Annotated in this window: 16 protein-coding genes; 10 read left to right on the forward strand and 6 right to left on the reverse strand. The window is 57.3% G+C overall.

Annotation, left to right across the window (positions count from 1 at the left end; all coding sequences use genetic code 11):
* Positions 1-15: 15 nt before the first annotated feature.
* Both aceA and aceK read left to right on the forward strand, forming a co-directional pair.
* Positions 16-1,320, forward strand: a complete 1,305-nt coding sequence (gene aceA / locus V1587_RS03930) for an isocitrate lyase (RefSeq protein WP_023334117.1) — start codon at positions 16-18, stop codon at positions 1,318-1,320.
* A 48-nt stretch (positions 1,321-1,368) separates the two neighbouring features.
* On the forward strand, positions 1,369-3,108 hold the full coding sequence (aceK, locus tag V1587_RS03935; protein ID WP_371899839.1) for a bifunctional isocitrate dehydrogenase kinase/phosphatase: 1,740 nt from the start codon (positions 1,369-1,371) through the stop codon (positions 3,106-3,108).
* Between the two features lie 130 nt (positions 3,109-3,238).
* On the opposite strand, the gene iclR is transcribed toward aceK, so the two are convergent.
* On the reverse strand, positions 3,239-4,066 hold the full coding sequence (gene iclR / locus V1587_RS03940; protein ID WP_371899840.1) for a glyoxylate bypass operon transcriptional repressor IclR: 828 nt from the start codon (positions 4,064-4,066) through the stop codon (positions 3,239-3,241).
* 193 nt (positions 4,067-4,259) lie between these two features.
* Here iclR and metH point away from each other — a divergent pair, with 193 nt between their 5' ends.
* Both metH and V1587_RS03950 read left to right on the forward strand, forming a co-directional pair.
* Entirely contained in the window at positions 4,260-7,943 is a 3,684-nt protein-coding gene (gene metH, locus V1587_RS03945; RefSeq protein ID WP_371899841.1) for a methionine synthase, read from the forward strand.
* Between the two features lie 217 nt (positions 7,944-8,160).
* Complete coding sequence (locus V1587_RS03950; protein ID WP_371899842.1) at positions 8,161-9,792, forward strand: Na/Pi cotransporter family protein; 1,632 nt, start codon at positions 8,161-8,163, stop codon at positions 9,790-9,792.
* Here V1587_RS03950 and V1587_RS03955 read toward each other — a convergent pair.
* Together V1587_RS03955 and V1587_RS03960 are read right to left on the reverse strand one after the other, a co-directional pair.
* Entirely contained in the window at positions 9,789-10,076 is a 288-nt protein-coding gene (locus V1587_RS03955) for an addiction module antidote protein (protein WP_021242718.1), read from the reverse strand. The two genes, V1587_RS03950 and V1587_RS03955, sit on opposite strands and share 4 nt — an antisense overlap.
* A 6-nt stretch (positions 10,077-10,082) precedes the next feature.
* Positions 10,083-10,385, reverse strand: a complete 303-nt coding sequence (locus V1587_RS03960; RefSeq protein WP_371899843.1) for a type II toxin-antitoxin system RelE/ParE family toxin — start codon at positions 10,383-10,385, stop codon at positions 10,083-10,085.
* A gap of 197 nt (positions 10,386-10,582) precedes the next feature.
* Here V1587_RS03960 and rluF point away from each other — a divergent pair, with 197 nt between their 5' ends.
* Positions 10,583-11,455, forward strand: coding sequence for a 23S rRNA pseudouridine(2604) synthase RluF (gene rluF, locus V1587_RS03965; protein WP_371899844.1), 873 nt, complete (start codon positions 10,583-10,585; stop codon positions 11,453-11,455).
* Here rluF and V1587_RS03970 read toward each other — a convergent pair whose 3' ends face one another.
* The 3 genes from V1587_RS03970 to lysC all read right to left on the reverse strand — a co-directional run bounded on the left by V1587_RS03970 (position 11,456) and on the right by lysC (position 14,166).
* Positions 11,456-11,728, reverse strand: coding sequence for a DUF3811 domain-containing protein (locus V1587_RS03970; protein ID WP_157188467.1), 273 nt, complete (start codon positions 11,726-11,728; stop codon positions 11,456-11,458).
* 50 nt (positions 11,729-11,778) lie between these two features.
* The gene (gene panS, locus V1587_RS03975; protein WP_395314507.1) at positions 11,779-12,723 is read right to left on the reverse strand and encodes a ketopantoate/pantoate/pantothenate transporter PanS; all 945 of its coding nucleotides are present in this window, start codon (positions 12,721-12,723) and stop codon (positions 11,779-11,781) included.
* Positions 12,724-12,816: 93 nt separating this feature from the next.
* A complete protein-coding gene (lysC, locus tag V1587_RS03980) occupies positions 12,817-14,166 on the reverse strand; it encodes a lysine-sensitive aspartokinase 3 (protein WP_023334126.1) in 1,350 nt (449 codons plus the stop codon).
* Between the two features lie 374 nt (positions 14,167-14,540).
* Between lysC and pgi the strand changes: the two genes are divergently transcribed.
* The 5 genes from pgi (at position 14,541) to V1587_RS04005 (ending at position 20,332) form a co-directional block, all read left to right on the forward strand.
* Entirely contained in the window at positions 14,541-16,190 is a 1,650-nt protein-coding gene (gene pgi / locus V1587_RS03985) for a glucose-6-phosphate isomerase (RefSeq protein ID WP_371899846.1), read from the forward strand.
* A gap of 367 nt (positions 16,191-16,557) precedes the next feature.
* Positions 16,558-16,800: an exopolysaccharide production protein YjbE gene (gene yjbE / locus V1587_RS03990; RefSeq protein ID WP_008503423.1), complete on the forward strand. Its 243-nt coding sequence runs from the start codon at positions 16,558-16,560 to the stop codon at positions 16,798-16,800.
* A 63-nt stretch (positions 16,801-16,863) separates the two neighbouring features.
* On the forward strand, positions 16,864-17,502 hold the full coding sequence (locus V1587_RS03995; protein ID WP_371899847.1) for a YjbF family lipoprotein: 639 nt from the start codon (positions 16,864-16,866) through the stop codon (positions 17,500-17,502).
* Complete coding sequence (locus V1587_RS04000) at positions 17,499-18,236, forward strand: capsule biosynthesis GfcC D2 domain-containing protein (protein ID WP_395314508.1); 738 nt, start codon at positions 17,499-17,501, stop codon at positions 18,234-18,236. The genes V1587_RS03995 and V1587_RS04000 overlap by 4 nt, the downstream gene beginning before the upstream one ends.
* A complete protein-coding gene (locus tag V1587_RS04005; RefSeq protein ID WP_395314509.1) occupies positions 18,236-20,332 on the forward strand; it encodes a YjbH domain-containing protein in 2,097 nt (698 codons plus the stop codon). The genes V1587_RS04000 and V1587_RS04005 overlap by 1 nt, the downstream gene beginning before the upstream one ends.
* Positions 20,333-20,411: the final 79 nt, after the last annotated feature.

Here is a 20,411-nt window from a genome sequence, read left to right on the forward strand (position 1 = left end):
ATGGAGCATCTGCACATGAAAACCCGTACCCAACAAATCGAAGAGTTGAAGAAAGAGTGGACACAGCCTCGCTGGGAAGGCATCCGCCGTCCTTACAGCGCGGAAGAAGTGGTGAAATTACGCGGCTCGGTCAATCCGGAATGCACGCTGGCTCAGAACGGTGCGGCGAAAATGTGGAAACTGCTGCACGGTGGCTCTAAAAAGGGCTACATCAACAGCCTCGGCGCGCTGACCGGCGGTCAGGCGCTGCAGCAGGCGAAGGCCGGTATTGAGGCGATTTACCTCTCCGGCTGGCAGGTCGCGGCGGACGCCAACCTGGCCTCCAGCATGTACCCGGATCAGTCGCTCTATCCGGCTAACTCCGTGCCGTCGGTCGTGGATCGGATCAACAACACCTTCCGTCGAGCGGATCAGATCCAGTGGGCGGCGGGCATCGAACCTAACGATCCGCGCTTTATTGACTATTTCCTGCCGATCGTCGCGGATGCGGAAGCGGGCTTCGGCGGCGTGTTGAACGCCTTCGAGCTGATGAAATCGATGATTGAGGCCGGTGCAGCGGCCGTTCACTTCGAAGACCAGCTGGCGTCAGTGAAGAAGTGCGGACACATGGGCGGTAAGGTGCTGGTACCTACGCAGGAAGCCGTGCAGAAGCTGGTTGCCGCGCGTCTGGCTGCTGACGTGCTCGGCGTGCCGACGCTGGTCATTGCCCGTACCGATGCGGACGCGGCGGATCTGATCACCTCTGACTGCGACCCGTACGACAGCGAGTTCATCACCGGCGAGCGTACCAGTGAAGGCTTCTACCGCACCCATGCCGGCATTGAACAGGCGATCAGCCGCGGCCTGGCGTATGCGCCTTACGCGGACCTGGTCTGGTGTGAAACCTCCACGCCGGATCTGGCGCTGGCAAAACGCTTTGCCGATGCCATTCATGCGAAGTATCCGGGGAAACTGCTGGCCTACAACTGCTCGCCGTCCTTCAACTGGCAGAAAAAGCTGGATGATAAAACGATCGCCAGCTTCCAGCAGCAGCTGTCCGACATGGGCTACAAATACCAGTTCATTACTCTGGCTGGCATCCACAGCATGTGGTTCAACATGTTCGACCTGGCGCACGCCTATGCGCAGGGTGAGGGCATGAAGCACTACGTTGAGAAGGTGCAGCAGCCGGAATTTGCGGCGGGCAAAGATGGTTATACCTTCGTCTCTCACCAGCAGGAGGTGGGAACCGGCTACTTCGATAACGTGACTACGATCATTCAGGGCGGCACCTCCTCCGTCACTGCCTTAACGGGTTCAACGGAAGAAGCACAGTTCTAATCTTTTCCCCCTCTCCCCTATGGGGAGAGGGTTGGGTAAGGGGAATATATGTCGCGTGGCCTGGAATTATTGATTGCCCAAACTATTTTGCAGGGCTTCGATGCCCAGTATGGTCGTTTTCTTGAAGTGACATCCGGCGCGCAGCAGCGCTTCGAACATGCAGACTGGCATGCGGTTCAGCAGGCCATGAAGCAGCGCATCCATCTCTACGACCACCACGTGGGTCTGGTGGTGGAGCAGCTGCGCTGTATTACCGACGGTAAAAGTCCGGACGCGGAATTTTTACTGCGCGTCAAAGAGCATTACACCCATTTGTTACCCGACTACCCGCGCTTCGAGATTGCGGAGAGCTTTTTCAACTCCGTCTATTGCCGGTTATTTGACCACCGCTCATTATCTCCTGAGCGGTTATTTATCTTCAGCTCCCAGCCCGAACGGCGCTTTCGTACCATTCCCCGTCCGCTGGCGAAAGATTTCTTTCCCGAGCGGGGATGGGATAAGCTCCTGCACCGCGTCTTAACGGATCTGCCGCTGCGCCTGCCCTGGGAGAATAAAACCCGGGATATCGGGTATATCCACGCCCATCTTAACGAAACCTTTGGCGCGGAGGTGCTCAGCCACAGCCATTTGCAGGTGGCCAACGAGCTTTTCTACCGCAATAAAGCCGCCTGGCTGGTGGGGAAACTGGTTACCCCGACGGCCATTGTGCCGTTTCTGCTGCCCATTCACCGCACTGACGGCGGGGAACTGTTTGTCGATACCTGCCTGACAACCGGCGCCGAGGCCAGCATCGTGTTTGGCTTCGCCCGCTCCTATTTTATGGTCTATGCACCGTTACCTGCCGCGCTGGTGGAGTGGCTGCGCGAGATCCTGCCGGGTAAAACCACCGCCGAGCTGTATATGGCCATTGGCTGCCAGAAGCACGCTAAAACGGAAAGTTACCGGGAATACCTGCGTTATGTCACTACCGCCGATGAGCAGTTTATCGAAGCGCCCGGCATTCGCGGCATGGTTATGCTGGTGTTTACGCTGCCGGGCTTTGACCGGGTCTTTAAGGTGATTAAGGACAGATTCGCGCCGCAGAAAGAGATGACCGCCGCGCACGTCCGCGCCTGCTACCAGCTGGTTAAGGAGCACGACCGCGTCGGGCGCATGGCAGATACCCAGGAATTCGAAAACTTTGTGCTGGATAAACAGCAGATCGACCCGGCACTCATGGCGCTTCTACTGCAGGAAGCGCCCGCCAAAATCACCGATCTTGGCGACAAAATCGTCATTAGCCATCTCTACATTGAACGACGCATGGTGCCGCTGAATATCTGGCTGGAGCAGTCCGAAGGTCAGGCTTTAAGAGATGCGATTGAAGAGTACGGCAACGCGATTCGCCAGCTTGCCGCCGCCAATATCTTCCCGGGCGATATGCTGTTTAAAAACTTCGGCGTCACCCGTCACGGGCGGGTGGTGTTCTACGATTACGACGAAATTTGCTACATGACCGAGGTGAACTTCCGCGATATACCACCGCCCCGCTACCCGGAGGATGAGCTTTCCGGTGAGCCGTGGTACAGCGTCTCGCCGGGCGATGTGTTTCCGGAGGAGTTTCGCCACTGGCTTTGTGCCGATCCGCGCATCGGGCCGCTATTTGAAGAGATGCATGAGGATCTGTTCCGTGCCAGCTACTGGCGCGGACTGCAAACGCGGATCAAAAATGGGCACGTGGAAGATGTGTACGCATACCGCCGCAAGCAGCGATTTTGCATCCGGTTTTCTCCCACGCTCGCAGGGTAAGGGCATCCTATTTTCTCCTTCTCCCTGTGGGAGAGGGCCGGGGTGAGGGCATCAGGCCGCAGTGCAACCTCATCGCCCGGTGGCGCTGCGCTTACCGGGCCTACGATCAGAATGTTCGCAGGAACCCAACTTAACGAATCCCACCGTACGCCAGCGTCACCTCTTTCGCCGCCTTAATCACCAGCGCACCCAGCTCGGTCACGCGGTCGTCGGTCATCCGCGAAATCGGGCCGGAGATGGAGATGGCGGCAAACGGCTCCCGGTGCTCGTCAAAAATACAGGCCGCGAGGCAACGCAGGCCCAGGGCATGTTCTTCATCATCAAACGAATAGCCGCGCTTGCGGGTCAGGGCTAGGTCTTCTTTCAGATGCACGGGCGACACCAGCGTGGCGTGGGTATAGGCGTGCAGACCTTTACGGTGCAGCAGGCCCGTCACCTGCTCTTCGCTCAGCTGCGAGAGAAACGCTTTCCCCGCCCCGGAGGCATGCATCGGCAGCTTGCCGCCAATCGGCGCGGACATGCGCATCAGCTGCGTGCACTGCACCTGGTCGATGATAATCGCCTGGTGGTCGCTCTGGTCCAGCACCGCCAGGTTCACCGTCTCGCCGGACTCCTCCATCAGCTTGCGCAGAATCGGGTGCACAATCGCCAGCAGGTTGCGGCTCTGCAGAAAGCTGCTGCCAACGATAAACGCATGCGCGCCCACCGCCCAATGCCCCAGCTCGCCGACCTGGCGGACAAAACCCAGCTGCTGCATGGTGGTCAGCAGGCGGTGTGTTGTGGAGTTCGGCAGGCCAGCCTGCTGGGCCAGCTCCGTCAGGGCCACGCTGCTGTGCGACTCGGCTATCCACTCCAGCAGCTTCAAACCGCGCGTGAGCGATTGAACCTGTCCGCCCTGTTGTACGGCGGTGGTGGCAGCAGGTTTTCTGCCGCGTTTAGCGGGAACGGTCGCGACCATGACGATCTCCTTTTTCTGTATCGTGGAAATCATTTTCGTTTTATTTGGTGAATTTGCAACCGTTATCCTGACTGATCGGAGGAGTGATGGTGAACATGTCTCATGTTACCGCTGAGCGACTTTTCCACCCTGCGAGATTGTGCCAGTATGGAACGCAGCCTTTTGGCCTTGTTGAGCGTTGTCGGGAGCAAGTGTGAGCAGCAAAGTAGAGCAACTGCGTGCGCAGTTAAAAGAACGAATTCTGGTGCTGGACGGCGGCATGGGCACCATGATCCAGGGCTATCGCCTGAGTGAAGACGATTTCCGCGGCGAACGCTTCGCTGACTGGCCATGCGACCTGAAAGGGAACAACGACCTGCTGGTGCTCAGCAAGCCGTCCGTGATTAAAGATATCCACAACGCCTACTTCGAAGCGGGTGCGGATATCGTTGAAACCAACACCTTCAACTCGACAACCATCGCCATGGCGGATTACCAGATGGAATCCCTGTCGGCGGAAATCAACTTTGAAGCTGCGAAGCTGGCGCGCGCCTGCGCCGACGAGTGGACGGCCCGCACGCCGGATAAGCCGCGCTACGTTGCCGGGGTGCTTGGCCCGACGAACCGCACCGCGTCTATTTCACCGGACGTCAACGACCCGGCGTTTCGTAATATCACCTTCGATCAGCTGGTCGCGGCCTACCGTGAATCGACCAAAGCGCTGGTGGAAGGCGGTTCCGATCTGATCCTGATTGAAACCGTATTCGACACCCTCAATGCCAAAGCCGCGATTTACGCGGTGAAAGAGGAGTTCGAGGCGCTCGGCGTTGACCTGCCGATCATGATTTCCGGCACCATCACCGACGCCTCCGGCCGTACCCTGTCCGGCCAGACAACCGAAGCGTTTTATAACTCTCTGCGCCACGCCGAAGCGCTCTCCTTTGGCCTGAACTGCGCGCTGGGTCCAGATGAACTGCGCCAGTACGTGCAGGAGCTATCGCGCATCGCGGAATGCTATGTCACCGCGCACCCGAACGCCGGTCTGCCGAACGCCTTTGGTGAATACGATCTCGATGCCGACACCATGGCGGCGCAAATCCGCGAGTGGGCCGAATCTGGCTTCCTGAACATCGTCGGCGGCTGCTGCGGCACCACGCCGGAGCACATCGCCGCCATGAGCAACGCCGTGGCCGGTCTGCCGCCGCGCAGGCTGCCCGAGCTTCCGGTTGCCTGTCGTCTGTCCGGCCTTGAGCCGTTGACCATCGGCGAAGACAGCCTGTTTGTGAACGTGGGTGAGCGTACGAACGTCACCGGTTCCGCGAAGTTCAAGCGCCTGATCAAAGAAGAGAAGTACAGCGAAGCGCTGGACGTCGCCCGTCAGCAGGTTGAGAACGGCGCGCAGATTATCGATATCAACATGGATGAGGGGATGCTCGACGCCGAAGCGGCGATGGTGCGTTTCCTCAACCTGATCGCCGGTGAGCCGGACATCGCCCGCGTGCCGATCATGATTGACTCCTCCAAATGGGAAGTCATCGAAAAAGGGCTGAAGTGCATCCAGGGTAAAGGCATCGTTAACTCAATCTCGATGAAAGAGGGCGTTGATACCTTTATCCACCACGCAAAAATGGTCCGCCGTTACGGTGCCGCCGTGGTGGTTATGGCCTTTGACGAAGTGGGCCAGGCGGATACCCGCGAGCGCAAAATCGAGATTTGCCGCCGTGCGTACAAGATTTTGACCGAAGAGGTGGGCTTCCCGCCGGAAGACATTATCTTCGACCCGAACATTTTCGCCGTCGCGACCGGCATTGAAGAGCACAATAACTACGCCCAGGACTTTATCGGGGCGTGCGAGGACATCAAGCGCGAGCTGCCGCATGCGCTGATCTCCGGCGGCGTATCGAACGTGTCGTTCTCGTTCCGCGGTAACGACCCGGTGCGTGAAGCGATCCACGCTGTGTTCCTCTACTACGCCATCCGCAACGGCATGGACATGGGGATCGTCAACGCCGGCCAGCTGGCGATTTACGACGACCTGCCCGCAGAGCTGCGTGACGCGGTGGAAGACGTAATCCTTAACCGCCGCGACGACGCCACCGAGCGCATGCTGGACCTGGCGGAAAAATACCGCGGCAGCAAATCGGATGAGGCAGCAAACGTTCAGCAGGCCGAGTGGCGTTCCTGGGACGTGAAAAAGCGTCTGGAATACTCGCTGGTCAAAGGCATTACCGAATTTATCGAGCTCGATACCGAAGAGGCGCGCCAGCAGGCAGCCCGTCCTATTGAGGTGATTGAAGGCCCGCTGATGGACGGCATGAACGTGGTCGGCGATCTGTTCGGCGAAGGCAAGATGTTCCTGCCGCAGGTGGTGAAATCCGCCCGCGTGATGAAGCAAGCGGTGGCGTATCTTGAGCCCTATATCGAAGCCAGCAAAGAGAAAGGCTCCAGCAACGGCAAGATGGTTATCGCCACCGTGAAGGGCGACGTGCACGACATCGGCAAGAACATCGTCGGCGTGGTGCTGCAGTGTAATAACTACGAGATTATCGACCTTGGCGTGATGGTCCCGGCGGACAAAATCCTCAAGACCGCGCGCGAAGTGAACGCTGACCTGATTGGCCTCTCCGGGCTGATCACCCCTTCGCTGGACGAAATGGTCAACGTGGCGAAAGAGATGGAGCGACAGGGCTTCACGATTCCGTTATTGATTGGCGGGGCGACTACCTCAAAAGCGCACACGGCGGTGAAAATCGAGCAGAACTACAGCGGCCCGACGGTGTACGTGCAGAACGCCTCGCGCACGGTGGGCGTGGTCTCCGCGCTGCTCTCCGACACCCAGCGCGACGAGTTTGTCGAGCGCACCCGCAAAGAGTACGAAACCGTTCGCATCCAGCACGGGCGCAAGAAACCGCGCACGCCGCCAGTTTCACTCCAGGCGGCGCGGGATAACGATCTGGCGTTTGACTGGTCGAGCTATACGCCGCCGGTCGCGCACCGTCTGGGCGTTCAGGAGGTTAGCGCCAGCATCGAAACGCTGCGCAACTACATCGACTGGACGCCGTTCTTTATGACCTGGTCGCTGGCGGGCAAATATCCGCGCATCCTGGAAGATGAGGTGGTTGGCGAGGAGGCGAAGCGCCTGTTTAAAGATGCCAACGACATGCTCGACACGCTGAGCGCGGAGAAAACACTTAACCCGCGCGGCGTCGTGGGCCTGTTCCCGGCCAACCGCGTGGGTGACGACATTGAAATTTATCGCGATGAAACCCGCACCCACGTGCTGGCGGTCAGCCGTCATCTGCGTCAGCAAACCGAGAAAGTGGGCTTTGCTAACTACTGCCTGGCCGATTTCGTCGCGCCGAAGCTGAGTGGTAAAGCCGACTATATCGGCGCCTTTGCCGTGACCGGCGGTCTGGAGGAAGATGCGCTGGCGGACGCGTTCGAAGCGCAGCACGATGATTACAATAAAATCATGGTGAAAGCGATTGCTGACCGCCTGGCGGAAGCCTTCGCCGAGTACCTGCACGAGCGCGTGCGCAAGGTGCACTGGGGGTACGCGGCGAATGAAAACCTCAGCAACGAAGAGCTTATTCGCGAGAACTACCAGGGGATTCGTCCGGCACCGGGCTATCCGGCCTGCCCGGAACATACCGAAAAGGGCACTATCTGGCAGCTGCTGGACGTCGAAGCGCATACCGGGATGAAGCTCACCGAGTCGTTCGCCATGTGGCCGGGCGCCTCAGTTTCAGGCTGGTACTTCAGTCATCCGGACAGCAAGTACTTTGCCGTGGCGCAGCTGCAGCGCGATCAGATTGAAGATTACGCCCTGCGTAAAGGGATGAGCGTATCAGAAGTGGAGCGCTGGCTGGCCCCGAATTTAGGCTACGACGCCGACTAAAATCACTTTTCCTTACAACAAACAGGGCACCTCAAGGGTGCCTTGTCTCTTTCTTACGCTTAAACCCTTATACTGGAATAAGGTTCTTTCCCTGGAGCCCGGTGGCGCTGCGCTTACCGGGCCTACGCGTAGGTCGGTTAAGGCGTAGCCATCATCCGGCAAGACAATGCGCAGGGAACCTCAGGAAAACACATAACGATAAGGAGGAAAAACTTCCGTGCTGACGTTGTTACACCTGCTCTCTGCAGTCGCACTGCTCGTATGGGGCACCCATATCGTCCGTACCGGCGTAATGCGCGTATTTGGCGCGCGCTTACGTACCGTTCTCAGCAGCAGCGTTGAGAAGAAGCCGCTCGCCTTCTGCGCGGGAATTGGCGTAACGGCACTGGTTCAGAGCAGTAACGCCACAACCCTGCTTGTCACCTCCTTTGTGGCGCAGGATCTGGTGGCGCTTGCTCCGGCGCTGGTCATTGTGCTGGGGGCGGATGTAGGTACCGCGCTGATGGCGCGTATATTGACGTTCGATCTCTCCTGGCTGTCACCGCTGCTGATTTTTATCGGCGTTATCTTTTTCCTCGGTCGCAAACAGACGCGGGCCGGCCAGCTTGGACGCGTGGGTATTGGTCTGGGGCTGATCCTACTGGCGCTGGAGCTGATTGTGCAGGCGGTCACGCCGATCACCGAGGCCAACGGCGTTCAGGTCATCTTCGCCTCCCTGACCGGGGACATCATGCTGGACGCGCTCATTGGTGCGGTGTTTGCCATCGTCAGCTACTCCAGCCTGGCGGCGGTCCTGCTGACGGCCACACTTACCGCCGCAGGGGCGATCTCCTTCCCGGTGGCGCTGTGTCTGGTGATCGGGGCTAACCTCGGCTCGGGCCTGCTGGCGATGCTTAACAACAGCGCGGCCAATGCCGCCGCCCGCCGCGTGGCGCTCGGCAGCCTGCTGTTTAAGCTGGTGGGCAGCCTGATTATTCTGCCCTTTATCCACCCGCTGGCGAACCTGATGGACAACCTCTCGCTGCCGAAGGCGGAGCTGGTGATCTACTTCCACGTGTTCTACAACCTGGTGCGCTGCCTGGCGATGGTACCTTTTGCCGGGCCGATGGCCCGCTTCTGCGAACGTCTCATTCAGGACGAACCGGAGCTGGACGCGCGCCTGAAGCCGAAGCACCTGGATACGTCCGCGCTGGATACCCCGGCGCTGGCGCTGGCAAATGCCGCGCGCGAGACGCTGCGCATGGGTGATGCGATGGAAACCATGCTCGAAGGCCTGCAAAAGGTGATGCACGGCGAGCCGCGTGAAGAGAAAGAGCTGCGCAGACTGGCGGACGATATCAACGTGCTTTATACCGCCATCAAGCTCTACCTGGCGCGCATGCCGCAGGACGAGCTGGCAGAAGAGGAGTCCCGCCGCTGGGCGGAAATTATCGAGATGTCGCTTAACCTTGAGCAGGCCTCGGATATCGTTGAGCGCATGGGCAGCGAGATCGCCGACAAATCCCTTGCCGCTCGTCGTGCGTTTTCAGGTGAAGGCCTGAAGGAGCTGGAAGCGCTGCACGAACAGCTGGTCAGCAACCTCAAGCTGGCGATGCTGGTCTTCTTTTCCAGCGACGTGCCGAGCGCGCGCCGCCTGCGCCGCAACAAGCATCGTTTCCGCATTCTGAACCGCCGCTACTCGCACGCCCACGTTGAACGGCTGCACCAGCAGAACGTGCAGAGTATCGAGACCAGCTCCCTGCATCTGGGACTGCTGGGGGATATGAAGCGCCTCAACTCGCTGTTCTGCGCGGTGGCCTACAGCGTGATGGAACAGCCGGATGAAGATGATCAGCGGGATGAGTATTAATCCCCGGCGTGTTTGAGTGTTAGCCCAAAACCCAATGCTTTCATGACCGCGAGCGTGGTTTTGAGCGTTGGGTTTCCTTTATCACTGAATGACCGATAAAGCTGCTCACGTGATAAACCGGTTTGCTGTGAAATGTTCGACATGCCTTTGGCTCGCGCGACAACACCGAGGGCTTTAGCGATATATGTCGAGTCGCCTGTTTCTAGTGCATCAGCGATAAACACGGCGATTTCCTCGTCATCCACCAACGCGTTGGCGGGATCGTAAGGTGTTAATTTATGCATGCTCATTCACTCCTGCCATTGGGATACATTGCTCAGCATTTTTGCCATCAGTATGTCTCTGGCCTGGCTGCTTTTGTCACCACCACATAACAGCACGATGATGTAATTGCCCTGGTCTTTAAAATAGATTCTGTAGCCCGGACCAAAGTGGATCCTTAACTCACTTATACCTTCTCCCACGGGTTTAACGTCGCCCGCTAAGCCATTTGCCAACCGAAAGAGGCGGGAAGCGATAACGGTCTTCGCTCGTCGATCTTTTAAGTTTTGCTCCCAGCGTCGGAAGGATTCTGTCTGAACAATCTCCTTCATATTACTCCCTGTGATTTATAAACTACAAACACTTCTCCATGGAGAGTAAAACTAAAAGGCTTGAACACATGGGTAAATGACAGGACGCAAAATCCTGAAAGCGTCTCGCAAACTTAAAAACCCGTCTCAGTTACCGTCGGCTAATCTTTTTTTCCAGTCCATACCTAAGGTATATTTCGCCCTTCACAGGAGAAACTATGCTGCCAACTCAATCAACCCGATTAAACAAATACATTAGCGAGAGCGGGATCTGCTCACGTCGCGAGGCGGATCGTTACATTGAACAAGGTAATGTGTTCCTCAACGGCAAACGCGCCACCATCGGCGACCAGGTGGTGCCTGGCGATGTGGTTAAAGTGAATGGTCAGGTCATCGAACCGCGTGATGCTGAAGACCTGGTGTTTATCGCGTTGAACAAACCGGTTGGGATTGTCAGCACCACGGAAGACGGTGAGCGGGACAACATCGTTGATTTCGTGAACCACAGCAGCCGTATCTTCCCGATTGGCCGTCTGGATAAAGACTCTCAGGGGCTGATTTTCCTCACCAACCACGGCGATCTGGTCAACAAAATTCTGCGGGCCGGTAACGATCACGAGAAAGAGTACATTGTGACGGTGAATAAGCCGGTTACGGACGACTTTATTCGCGGCATGGGCGCCGGTGTGCCAATTCTCGGTACCGTCACGAAAAAGTGTAAGGTGAAGAAAGAAGCGCCGTTCGCGTTCCGCATTACTCTGGTGCAGGGCTTAAACCGCCAGATCCGCCGCATGTGCGAGTACTTCGGTTATGAAGTGACGAAGCTGGAGCGCACGCGCATCATGAACGTCAGCCTGACTGGCATTCCGCTGGGCGAATGGCGCGACTTAACGGACGACGAACTGATCGAGCTGTTCAAGCTTATCGAGAACTCCTCGTCCGAAGCGAAGCCGAAGGCCAAAGCAAAACCGAAAACCCAGGCGATTAAACGTCCGGTCGTGAAGGCACCGCAGGCGGAAGAGAAAGGACGCGGCAAACCGGGCAACGGGAAGCGATTTACCCAGCCTGGCCGTAAAAAGAAAGGGCGCTAGCTAGCGCCTTCCACGGGTAGAGGTATTGGCCGACCAGGAAAAGGTCGTTTCAGTATCCGGCTTGTAAGCCTGCTGCTTTTTCAGTTTGCGGGCTTTTTTCGCCTCGTCGTCACGCTGCGCCATCAGTTTGTCGATGTACTCTTTTTTCACCTGATTGGTTTCGGCGTTGGTCAGCGTACGGCCATGCGCGATGCGGGCGCGGTCGAGAAGCGTTTTAAGTTCGCGCTGCTCGGCTTCCGTCATGTCTTTCTGGGTCAAACGTGGTGTCGCCATTGCTGAAGCCTCCTGAGAGAGAGGCTTCAGTGTAAAGCAAGCTGAGTCAATTAACCCTGCTTCACCGCATCTTTTTTCGTTTGTTCCTCAATCGGTTTGCCGGACCAGTAGCCCGCCAGCAGCGAGCCGGAGAGGTTGTGCCAGACGGAGAACAGCGCACCCGGCAGGGCCGCCAGCGGCGAGAAGTAGATTTTACCGAGCGCCGCCGCCAGGCCGGAGTTCTGCATCCCTACCTCGATTGCCAGCGTGCGGCAGGTCGATTCGTCGAAGCCAAACAGTTTCCCGCCCCAGTAGCCGCCCAGCAGGCCAATGGTGTTATGCAGCACCACCGCGACGATCACCACAAAGCCTACGGAAGCAATGTGCGAGGCGGAGCCCGCCACCACGGCGCTGATGATGGCCAGAATACAGACCATCGAAAATGCGGGCAGGTATGGCTCAACGGCCTTCACCACGCGCGGTAAAAGATGGTGAATGACCAGCCCCAGCGCAATCGGGATCACCACGATTTGCAGAATGCTCAGCAGCATGCCCATCACGTCCACCTGAATATGCGCATCTACGTACAGGCGGGTTAACAGCGGCGTGGCAATCACGCCCACCAGCGTAGAGACGGACGAGATAGTGACGGAGAGCGCCACGTCGCCTTTCGCCAGATAGATCATGACGTTGGACGCCGTGCCGCTGGCCACGCTGCCCACCAGCACCATCCCGGCGGAGAGGTCGGGCGGCATCTTAAAGGCCATCGCCAGCAGCCATGCTGCGAGAGGCATCACCAGGTAGTGCAGAAATATTCCTGCCGCGACGGGCGCAGGGCGAGACAGCACGCGTTTGAAGTCGTCGATTTTCAGATGCACGCCCATACCGAACATGATCAGCATCAGCAGCGTGGTGACCCACGGACCAATTCCGGTGAACGTGGTGGGCGTGTAATACGCGAGTACAGAGAGCAGCAGCGCCCATAGCGGGAACAGCCGCGTGATGGCGGATAACATAGTGGATTCCTTGCAGTATTGTCGTGTTGTTTAGTTATAAAAAAGCCGGGTCTGTGCCCGGCTTATAGGTATTGTTTATCGTGCTAACGAATTTTATTCAAACAAATTCTGATGAAGTTTCTGCACGACCTGCTCGGCCTGATCGGCAGGCACCAGGAAGCAGAGGTTGTAGCTGGATGCCCCGTAGCAGATCATGCGGATACTGAACGGGTCGAGTACGCCGAAGACCTCTTTACCCACGCCGCAGGCGCGCGACAGCTTGTTGCCGATGATGGCAACCAGCGCCAGATCTTCTTCCACTTCCACGCGGCACAGCTCAGACAGCTCAATTAGCAGAGACTGCGTCAGCAGCGTGTCGCCGGTGGAGGTCGAGCCGGTGGTGTCCAGCGTCAGCGCAATGCTCACTTCAGAGGTGGTGATCAGATCCACCGAGATATTGTGGCGCGCCAGAATGCCAAACACTTCCGCCAGGAAACCGCGGGAGTGCAGCATATTGTGGCTGTGGAGCGTCACCAGCGTCTGGCGACGGCGCAGGGCCAGGGCGCGGAACAGCGGCGGGTTTTCCGTTTTCTTGCAGACCAGCGTTCCGCCGGCTTTTGGATCTTTACTGGAGCCGACGAAGACCGGAATATCGCTGCGTACGGCAGGCAGCAGCGTGGCCGGGTGCAGCACTTTCGCGCCGAAGGTGGCCATTTCAGCCGCTTCTTCAAACGCGATCACATCAATACGTTTCGCCGCGGAAACGACGCGCGGGTCGGTGGTGTAAATGCCCGGAACGTCAGTCCAGATATCCACGCGCGTGGCATGCAGGGCTTCGCCCAGCAGCGCGGCGGTGTAGTCGCTGCCGCCACGGCCAAGCGTGGTAGTGCGGCCCTTCGCTTCGCTGCCGATAAAGCCCTGGGTGATCACGATACCATCTGCCAGGCGCGGGGCAAGCTGCTGATTGGTCAGCTCGGCCAGTGCTTCAACGTCCGGCTCGGCGCGGCCAAAGCGGTCGCTGGTGCGCATCACTTTACGCACGTCAAACCACTGCGCCTGAATGTTACGCTCGCGCATGATTTCAACAAACAGCAGGGTGGACATCAGCTCGCCGTGGCTGACCAGTTCGTCGGTCAGGGCGGTGGAGGTGGCCAGAGACGCCGCTTCAGCCAGGGTGGTGATGTTTTCCAGCAGACGTTCCACTTCTTCGCGGATGACGTTCGGGTTCTGCAGACGTTCAAGGATGTCGAACTGAATTTTGCGCAGTGCATCCAGCTTCACGAAACGTTCTGTCGCTTCCAGTCCTTCAGACAGAGAAACCAGCAGGTTCGTCACGCCGGCAGATGCAGACAGCACCACCAGGCGGGTATTCGGATCGGCCAGCACCACATCGGCGCTGCGGTTCATGGCATCGTAATCGGCCACACTGGTGCCGCCAAACTTGGCGACCACAAAACTCGTCATAACAACCTCGTGTCAGGGAATGAATAAGCGACCTTGGCACAAGAGTGAAACGAAAACAGGTGCAGGCGCAAAATACGGCCCTATAAATAAAATGCGGGGGAGGTCCTGTCAATGCTGGGATTATGCGGATTTTTTATGGGGGGGTACCCCTGAGAAACAGGACTTATAACAGCGCCATATTTTATGCTCCGTTTTAGGCTTTTTTGACCGACATTTCGCCGCCCCGGGAGGGCTCTTCAGCAGCTATACTTTTCGGGTCTTTTCACCTGTGTTTGATGCAGGCCAGGGCAATGGCATAAAAACCATCACAATTTTTATTTGCAGGCGCTACAATCGACCGCAGTCACAATTCTCAAATCAGAAGAGTATTGCTAATGAAAAACATCAACCCAACGCAGACCGCTGCCTGGCAGGCACTCCAGAAACATTTTGATGAAATGAAAGATGTCACCATCGCAGATCTGTTCGCGAAAGATGGCGATCGTTTCTCTAAGTTCTCCGCGACCTTCGACGACCTGATGCTGGTGGATTTCTCCAAAAACCGCATTACCGAAGAGACGCTGGCAAAACTGCAGGATCTGGCGAAAGAGACTCAGCTTGCCGACGCCATCAAATCCATGTTCTCCGGCGAGAAGATCAACCGTACCGAAGACCGTGCCGTGCTGCACGTGGCCCTGCGTAACCGTAGCAATACGCCAATCATCGTTGACGGCAAAGACGTCATGCCGGAAGTGAACGCGGTGCTGGAAAAGATGAAAACCTTCTCCGAAGCGATCATCTCCGGTAGCTGGAAAGGCTACACCGGCAAAGCGATCACCGACGTGGTTAACATCGGTATCGGCGGCTCTGACCTCGGTCCGTTCATGGTGACCGAAGCGCTGCGCCCGTATAAAAACCACCTCAATATGCACTTTGTGTCTAACGTCGATGGTACCCACATCGCCGAAGTGCTGAAGAACGTGAACCCGGAAACTACCCTGTTCCTGGTTGCGTCCAAAACCTTCACCACTCAGGAAACCATGACCAACGCCCACAGCGCGCGCGACTGGTTCCTGAAAACCGCGGGCGACAACAAGCACGTGGCGAAACACTTCGCGGCGCTGTCTACCAACGGTAAAGCGGTCAGCGAGTTCGGTATTGATACCGCGAACATGTTCGAGTTCTGGGACTGGGTCGGCGGCCGCTACTCTCTGTGGTCTGCGATCGGCCTGTCCATCATCCTGTCCGTGGGCTTCGACAACTTCGTCGAGTTGCTCTCGGGCGCGCACGCGATGGACAAACACTTCTCCACCACCGCACCAGAGAAAAACCTGCCGGTACTGCTGGCGCTGATCGGGATCTGGTACAACAACTTCTTCGGCGCTGAAACCGAAGCCATCCTGCCATACGATCAGTACATGCACCGCTTTGCGGCGTACTTCCAGCAGGGCAACATGGAATCCAACGGTAAATACGTTGACCGTAACGGCAACGCGGTGGATTACCAGACTGGCCCAATCATCTGGGGCGAGCCGGGCACCAACGGTCAGCATGCCTTCTACCAGCTGATTCACCAGGGCACCAAAATGGTACCGTGCGATTTCATCGCTCCGGCTATCACCCATAACCCGCTGTCCGATCACCATCCGAAACTGCTGTCTAACTTCTTCGCTCAGACCGAAGCGCTGGCGTTTGGTAAATCCCGCGAGGTGGTAGAGCAGGAATACCGTGATCAGGGTAAAGACCCGGCCACGCTGGACCACGTTGTCCCGTTCAAAGTGTTCGAAGGCAACCGTCCAACAAACTCCATCCTGCTGCGCGAAATCACGCCGTTCAGCCTGGGTGCGCTGATTGCCCTGTACGAGCACAAAATCTTCACGCAGGGCGCGATCCTGAACATCTTCACCTTTGACCAGTGGGGCGTTGAGCTGGGCAAACAGCTGGCAAACCGTATTCTGCCAGAGCTGGGTGATGATAAAGCGATTACCAGCCATGACAGCTCAACAAATGGTTTGATCAATCGTTATAAATCCTGGCGTGCGTAATTAAAACGTCATGAAAACGTGCCGGCTTAATGCCGGCATTTTTTTATCGGATAATTCCTGCTGTCTGTTAGTCCACTCAAATTCTGAATCTGAGTTTAATCCGAAAAAGACGCTTAACCCGTTAATTGCTGCGGTTTATTTTAAGAAAATACGTAGAAGCCAGTTAATATCTTCATATTATAACTCATTGATTATTATTGTTTATATATTTCTGTAATTTGCTTTTCATTTCGATTTTATCCATTAGTCCGAAAACTCTCTCCCTATTTCCCCTTACGGCAAACCCGCGGCAGTAGTTGTGTATACTCGATTCCGCCTGAAATTCTTTTCGGGCAAATCTCCATTCATTCATTGAAGGGAAATTGTTATGAAGAAAGTACTGTATGGCATTTTTGCCATATCTGCGCTTGCGGCGACATCTGTTTATGCGGCTCCGGTTCAGGTCGGAGAAGCGGCAGGTTCGGCTGCGACGTCTGCGTCTGCGGGAAGTTCTACCGCAGCCAGCGCCAGCACCGTAAGTTCAGCCGTGGGTGTCGCGCTGGCGGCAACCGGTGGCGGTGATGGCTCCAATACCGGAACCACGACCACCACGACAACCAGCACCCAGTAATAGCGGGTGTTTTAATCATAACCACACTTCGGTGTGGTTATTTCGCCCCTTCGGAGAAGAGTCGTGAAGCGACCTGCAATCATTCTGATTTGCCTGCTTCTGCAGGCGTGCTCGGCCACTACTAAAGGGCTGGGAAACTCACTGTGGGAAAGCATGTTTGGTACACCGGGCGTACATTTGACCGATGACGAACTTCAAAACATGCCCTATGCCAGTCAGTACATGCAGCTTAACGATGGCCCGCAGCTGTTTGTGGTGCTCGCTTTCGATGAAAACGGGCAGCAGAAATGGGTGACGCAGGATCAGGCTACCATCGTGACGCAGCATGGCCGTATTGTGAAAACCCTGTTGGGCGGCGACAACCTGCTGGAAGTGAATAATATCGCTGCCGATCCGCTGATCGCGCCGAACCAGATCGTCGACGGCGCAGGCTGGACGCGCACGATGGGCTGGACCGAGCATAAGCAGGTGCGTTATGCCACGGCACGCTCGACCTTCCGCTGGGACGACACCGACAGCGTGAAAGTCGGCAGCGACGAAACCCATGTTCGCGTGCTGGATGAAGAGGTCACCACCGACCAGGCCACCTGGCACAACCGCTTCTGGATCGACGAGGAAGGGCAGATCCGCCAGTCCTTACAGTATCTCGGTGCCGGCTTCTTCCCGGTGAAAACCACCCTGATCAAGGCGGCGAAATCATGAAAACGCTCATTCACGTTGCGCTTATCGCCAGCTTTGCCGCGCCGCTGGCATGGTCCGCAGGGACTGTGAAAGTCTACACGCCGGACAGTGAAAAACCCAAAACCTTAACCCACGCCGAGCATCTGCTCGATCTCGTCGGACAGCCAAGGCTCGCCAACAGCTGGTGGCCGGGGGCCGTGATCGCTGAACGGCAGAAGACCGTTGAAGCGGAACAGCAGCACAAGGCGCTTCTTGCCAGGCTAACGGGATTAGCGGAGCAGGAAGACGGCGACGACGCGGCGGCCATTAACAGCGTCCGTCAGCAGCTGCAGGCGCTGAAGGTAACGGGCCGTCAGAACGTGAACCTTGATCCCGATGAAGTGCGCGTCACGGAAAACGGCAACCCGACGCTGGAAGGGGAGTATACGCTCTGGCTGCCGGTGAAGCCGACGACGGTGATCGTGACGGGGCTTATCAGCAGCCCGGGTAACAAGCCCTTTACGCCCGGCCGTGACGTGGCGAGCTACCTCGACGAGCAGAGCCTGCTGAGCGGCGCGGATAACAGCTACGCCTGGGTGGTTTACCCTGACGGCCACACGCAAAAAGCCCCCGTCGCTTACTGGAATAAACGTCATATCGAACCCATGCCGGGCAGCATCATTTTTGTCGGTTTTGCCGACCATTTCTGGACGAAGGCGTATGACGGGCTTAACGCCGATATCCTTCACTCCCTGATTCAGCGGATACCGGAATAATGAAAAGAACCTATCTCTACAGCATGCTGGCGCTCTGCGTGAGTGCCGCCTGCCATGCAGAAACGTATCCGGCACCCATTGGCCCGTCTCAGTCAGACTTCGGCGGCGTCGGTTTACTGCAAACCCCCACCGCGCGTATGGCGCGCGAAGGGGAAATTAGCCTTAACTACCGTGATAACGACCAGTATCGCTACTACTCGGCGTCGGTGCAGCTGTTCCCGTGGCTTGAAACCACGCTGCGCTATACCGACGTGCGGACGAAACAATACAGCAGCGTCGAGGCGTTCTCCGGCGATCAGACCTACAAAGATAAAGCCTTCGACGTCAAGCTGCGCCTGTGGGAAGAGAGCTACTGGATGCCGCAGGTCTCCGTGGGCGCCAAAGATATCGGCGGTACCGGTCTGTTTGACGCGGAATACATCGTGGCCAGCAAGGCCTGGGGGCCGTTCGACTTCTCGCTCGGCCTGGGATGGGGCTATCTGGGCACCAGCGGTAACGTGAAAAACCCGTTTTGCTCCTACAGCGATAAATACTGCTACCGCGATAACAGCTATAAGAAAGCGGGCTCCATCAACGGGGACCAGATGTTCCACGGTCCGGCGTCGCTGTTTGGCGGTGTAGAGTATCAAACGCCCTGGCAGCCATTACGCCTGAAGCTGGAGTATGAAGGTAATGACTACTCGCAGGACTTCGCCGGGAAGATTGAGCAGAAGAGCAAGTTTAACGTCGGCGCCATTTACCGCGTCACCGATTGGGCCGACGTTAACCTCAGCTACGAGCGCGGCAATACGGTGATGTTTGGCTTCACGCTGCGCACCAACTTTAACGACATGCGGCCTCACTACAATGATAACGCGCGGCCTGCATACCAGCCGGAGCCGCAGGATGCGATTCTGCAGCACTCCGTGGTGGCAAACCAGCTGACGCTGCTGAAATACAATGCCGGTCTGGCGGATCCGAAGATTCAGACCAAGGGCGATACGCTTTATGTCACCGGCGAGCAGGTGAAATACCGCGACTCGCGCGAAGGGATCGAACGCGCCAACCGGATCGTTATGAACGATCTGCCTGAGGGGATCCGCACGATCCGCGTGACGGAGAATCGTCTCAACCTGCCGCAGGTCACAACCGAAACGGACGTTGCCAGCCTTAAGCGCCACCTGGAAGGCGAACCGCTCGGGCATGAAACCGAGCTGGTGCAAAAACGCGTTGAGCCGATCGTCCCGGAGACCACCGAGCAGGGCTGGTATATCGACAGGTCGCGCTTCGATTTCCATATCGATCCGGTGCTGAACCAGTCCGTCGGCGGGCCAGAAAACTTCTACATGTATCAGCTGGGCGTCATGGCGACGGCGGATCTGTGGCTTACCGACCACCTGCTGACCACCGGTAGCCTGTTCGGCAACATCGCTAACAACTACGACAAGTTCAACTACACCAACCCGCCAAAAGACTCACAGCTGCCGCGCGTGCGTACTCGCGTGCGTGAATACGTGCAGAACGATGCTTACGTGAATAACCTGCAGGCCAACTACTTCCAGTACTTCGGTAACGGCTTCTACGGCCAGGTGTACGGCGGGTATCTGGAAACCATGTACGGCGGTGCGGGGGCAGAAGTGCTCTATCGTCCTGTCGACAGCAACTGGGCGTTCGGGGTTGATGCCAACTACGTCAAGCAGCGTGACTGGCGCAGCGCGCAGGACATGATGAAGTTCACCGACTACAGCGTCAAAACCGGCCACCTGACCGCCTACTGGACGCCGTCGTTCGCGCCTGACGTGCTGGTGAAAGCCAGCGTCGGCCAGTACCTGGCGGGCGATAAGGGCGGCACGCTGGATATCTCCAAACACTTCGACAGCGGCGTCGTGGTGGGCGGCTACGCCACCATCACCAACGTTTCGCCGGACGAGTACGGGGAAGGGGACTTCACCAAAGGGGTCTACGTGTCGATTCCGCTGGATCTGTTCTCGTCAGGCCCAACCCGCAGCCGCGCGGCAGTGGGCTGGACGCCGCTGACGCGTGACGGGGGTCAGCAGCTTGGACGTAAGTTCCAGCTGTATGACATGACCAGCGATAAGAACATTAACTTCCGCTGATGCCCCTCACCCTAACCCTCTCCCCAAAGAGGAGAGGGGATCGCTCGGTGCTGTCTTTTCCCCCTCGCCCCTTTGGGGA

Origin of the sequence: Enterobacter sp. ECC-249, assembly GCF_043965265.1 — a bacterium.
GTDB classification, from domain to species: Bacteria; Pseudomonadota; Gammaproteobacteria; order Enterobacterales; family Enterobacteriaceae; genus Enterobacter; species Enterobacter quasiroggenkampii.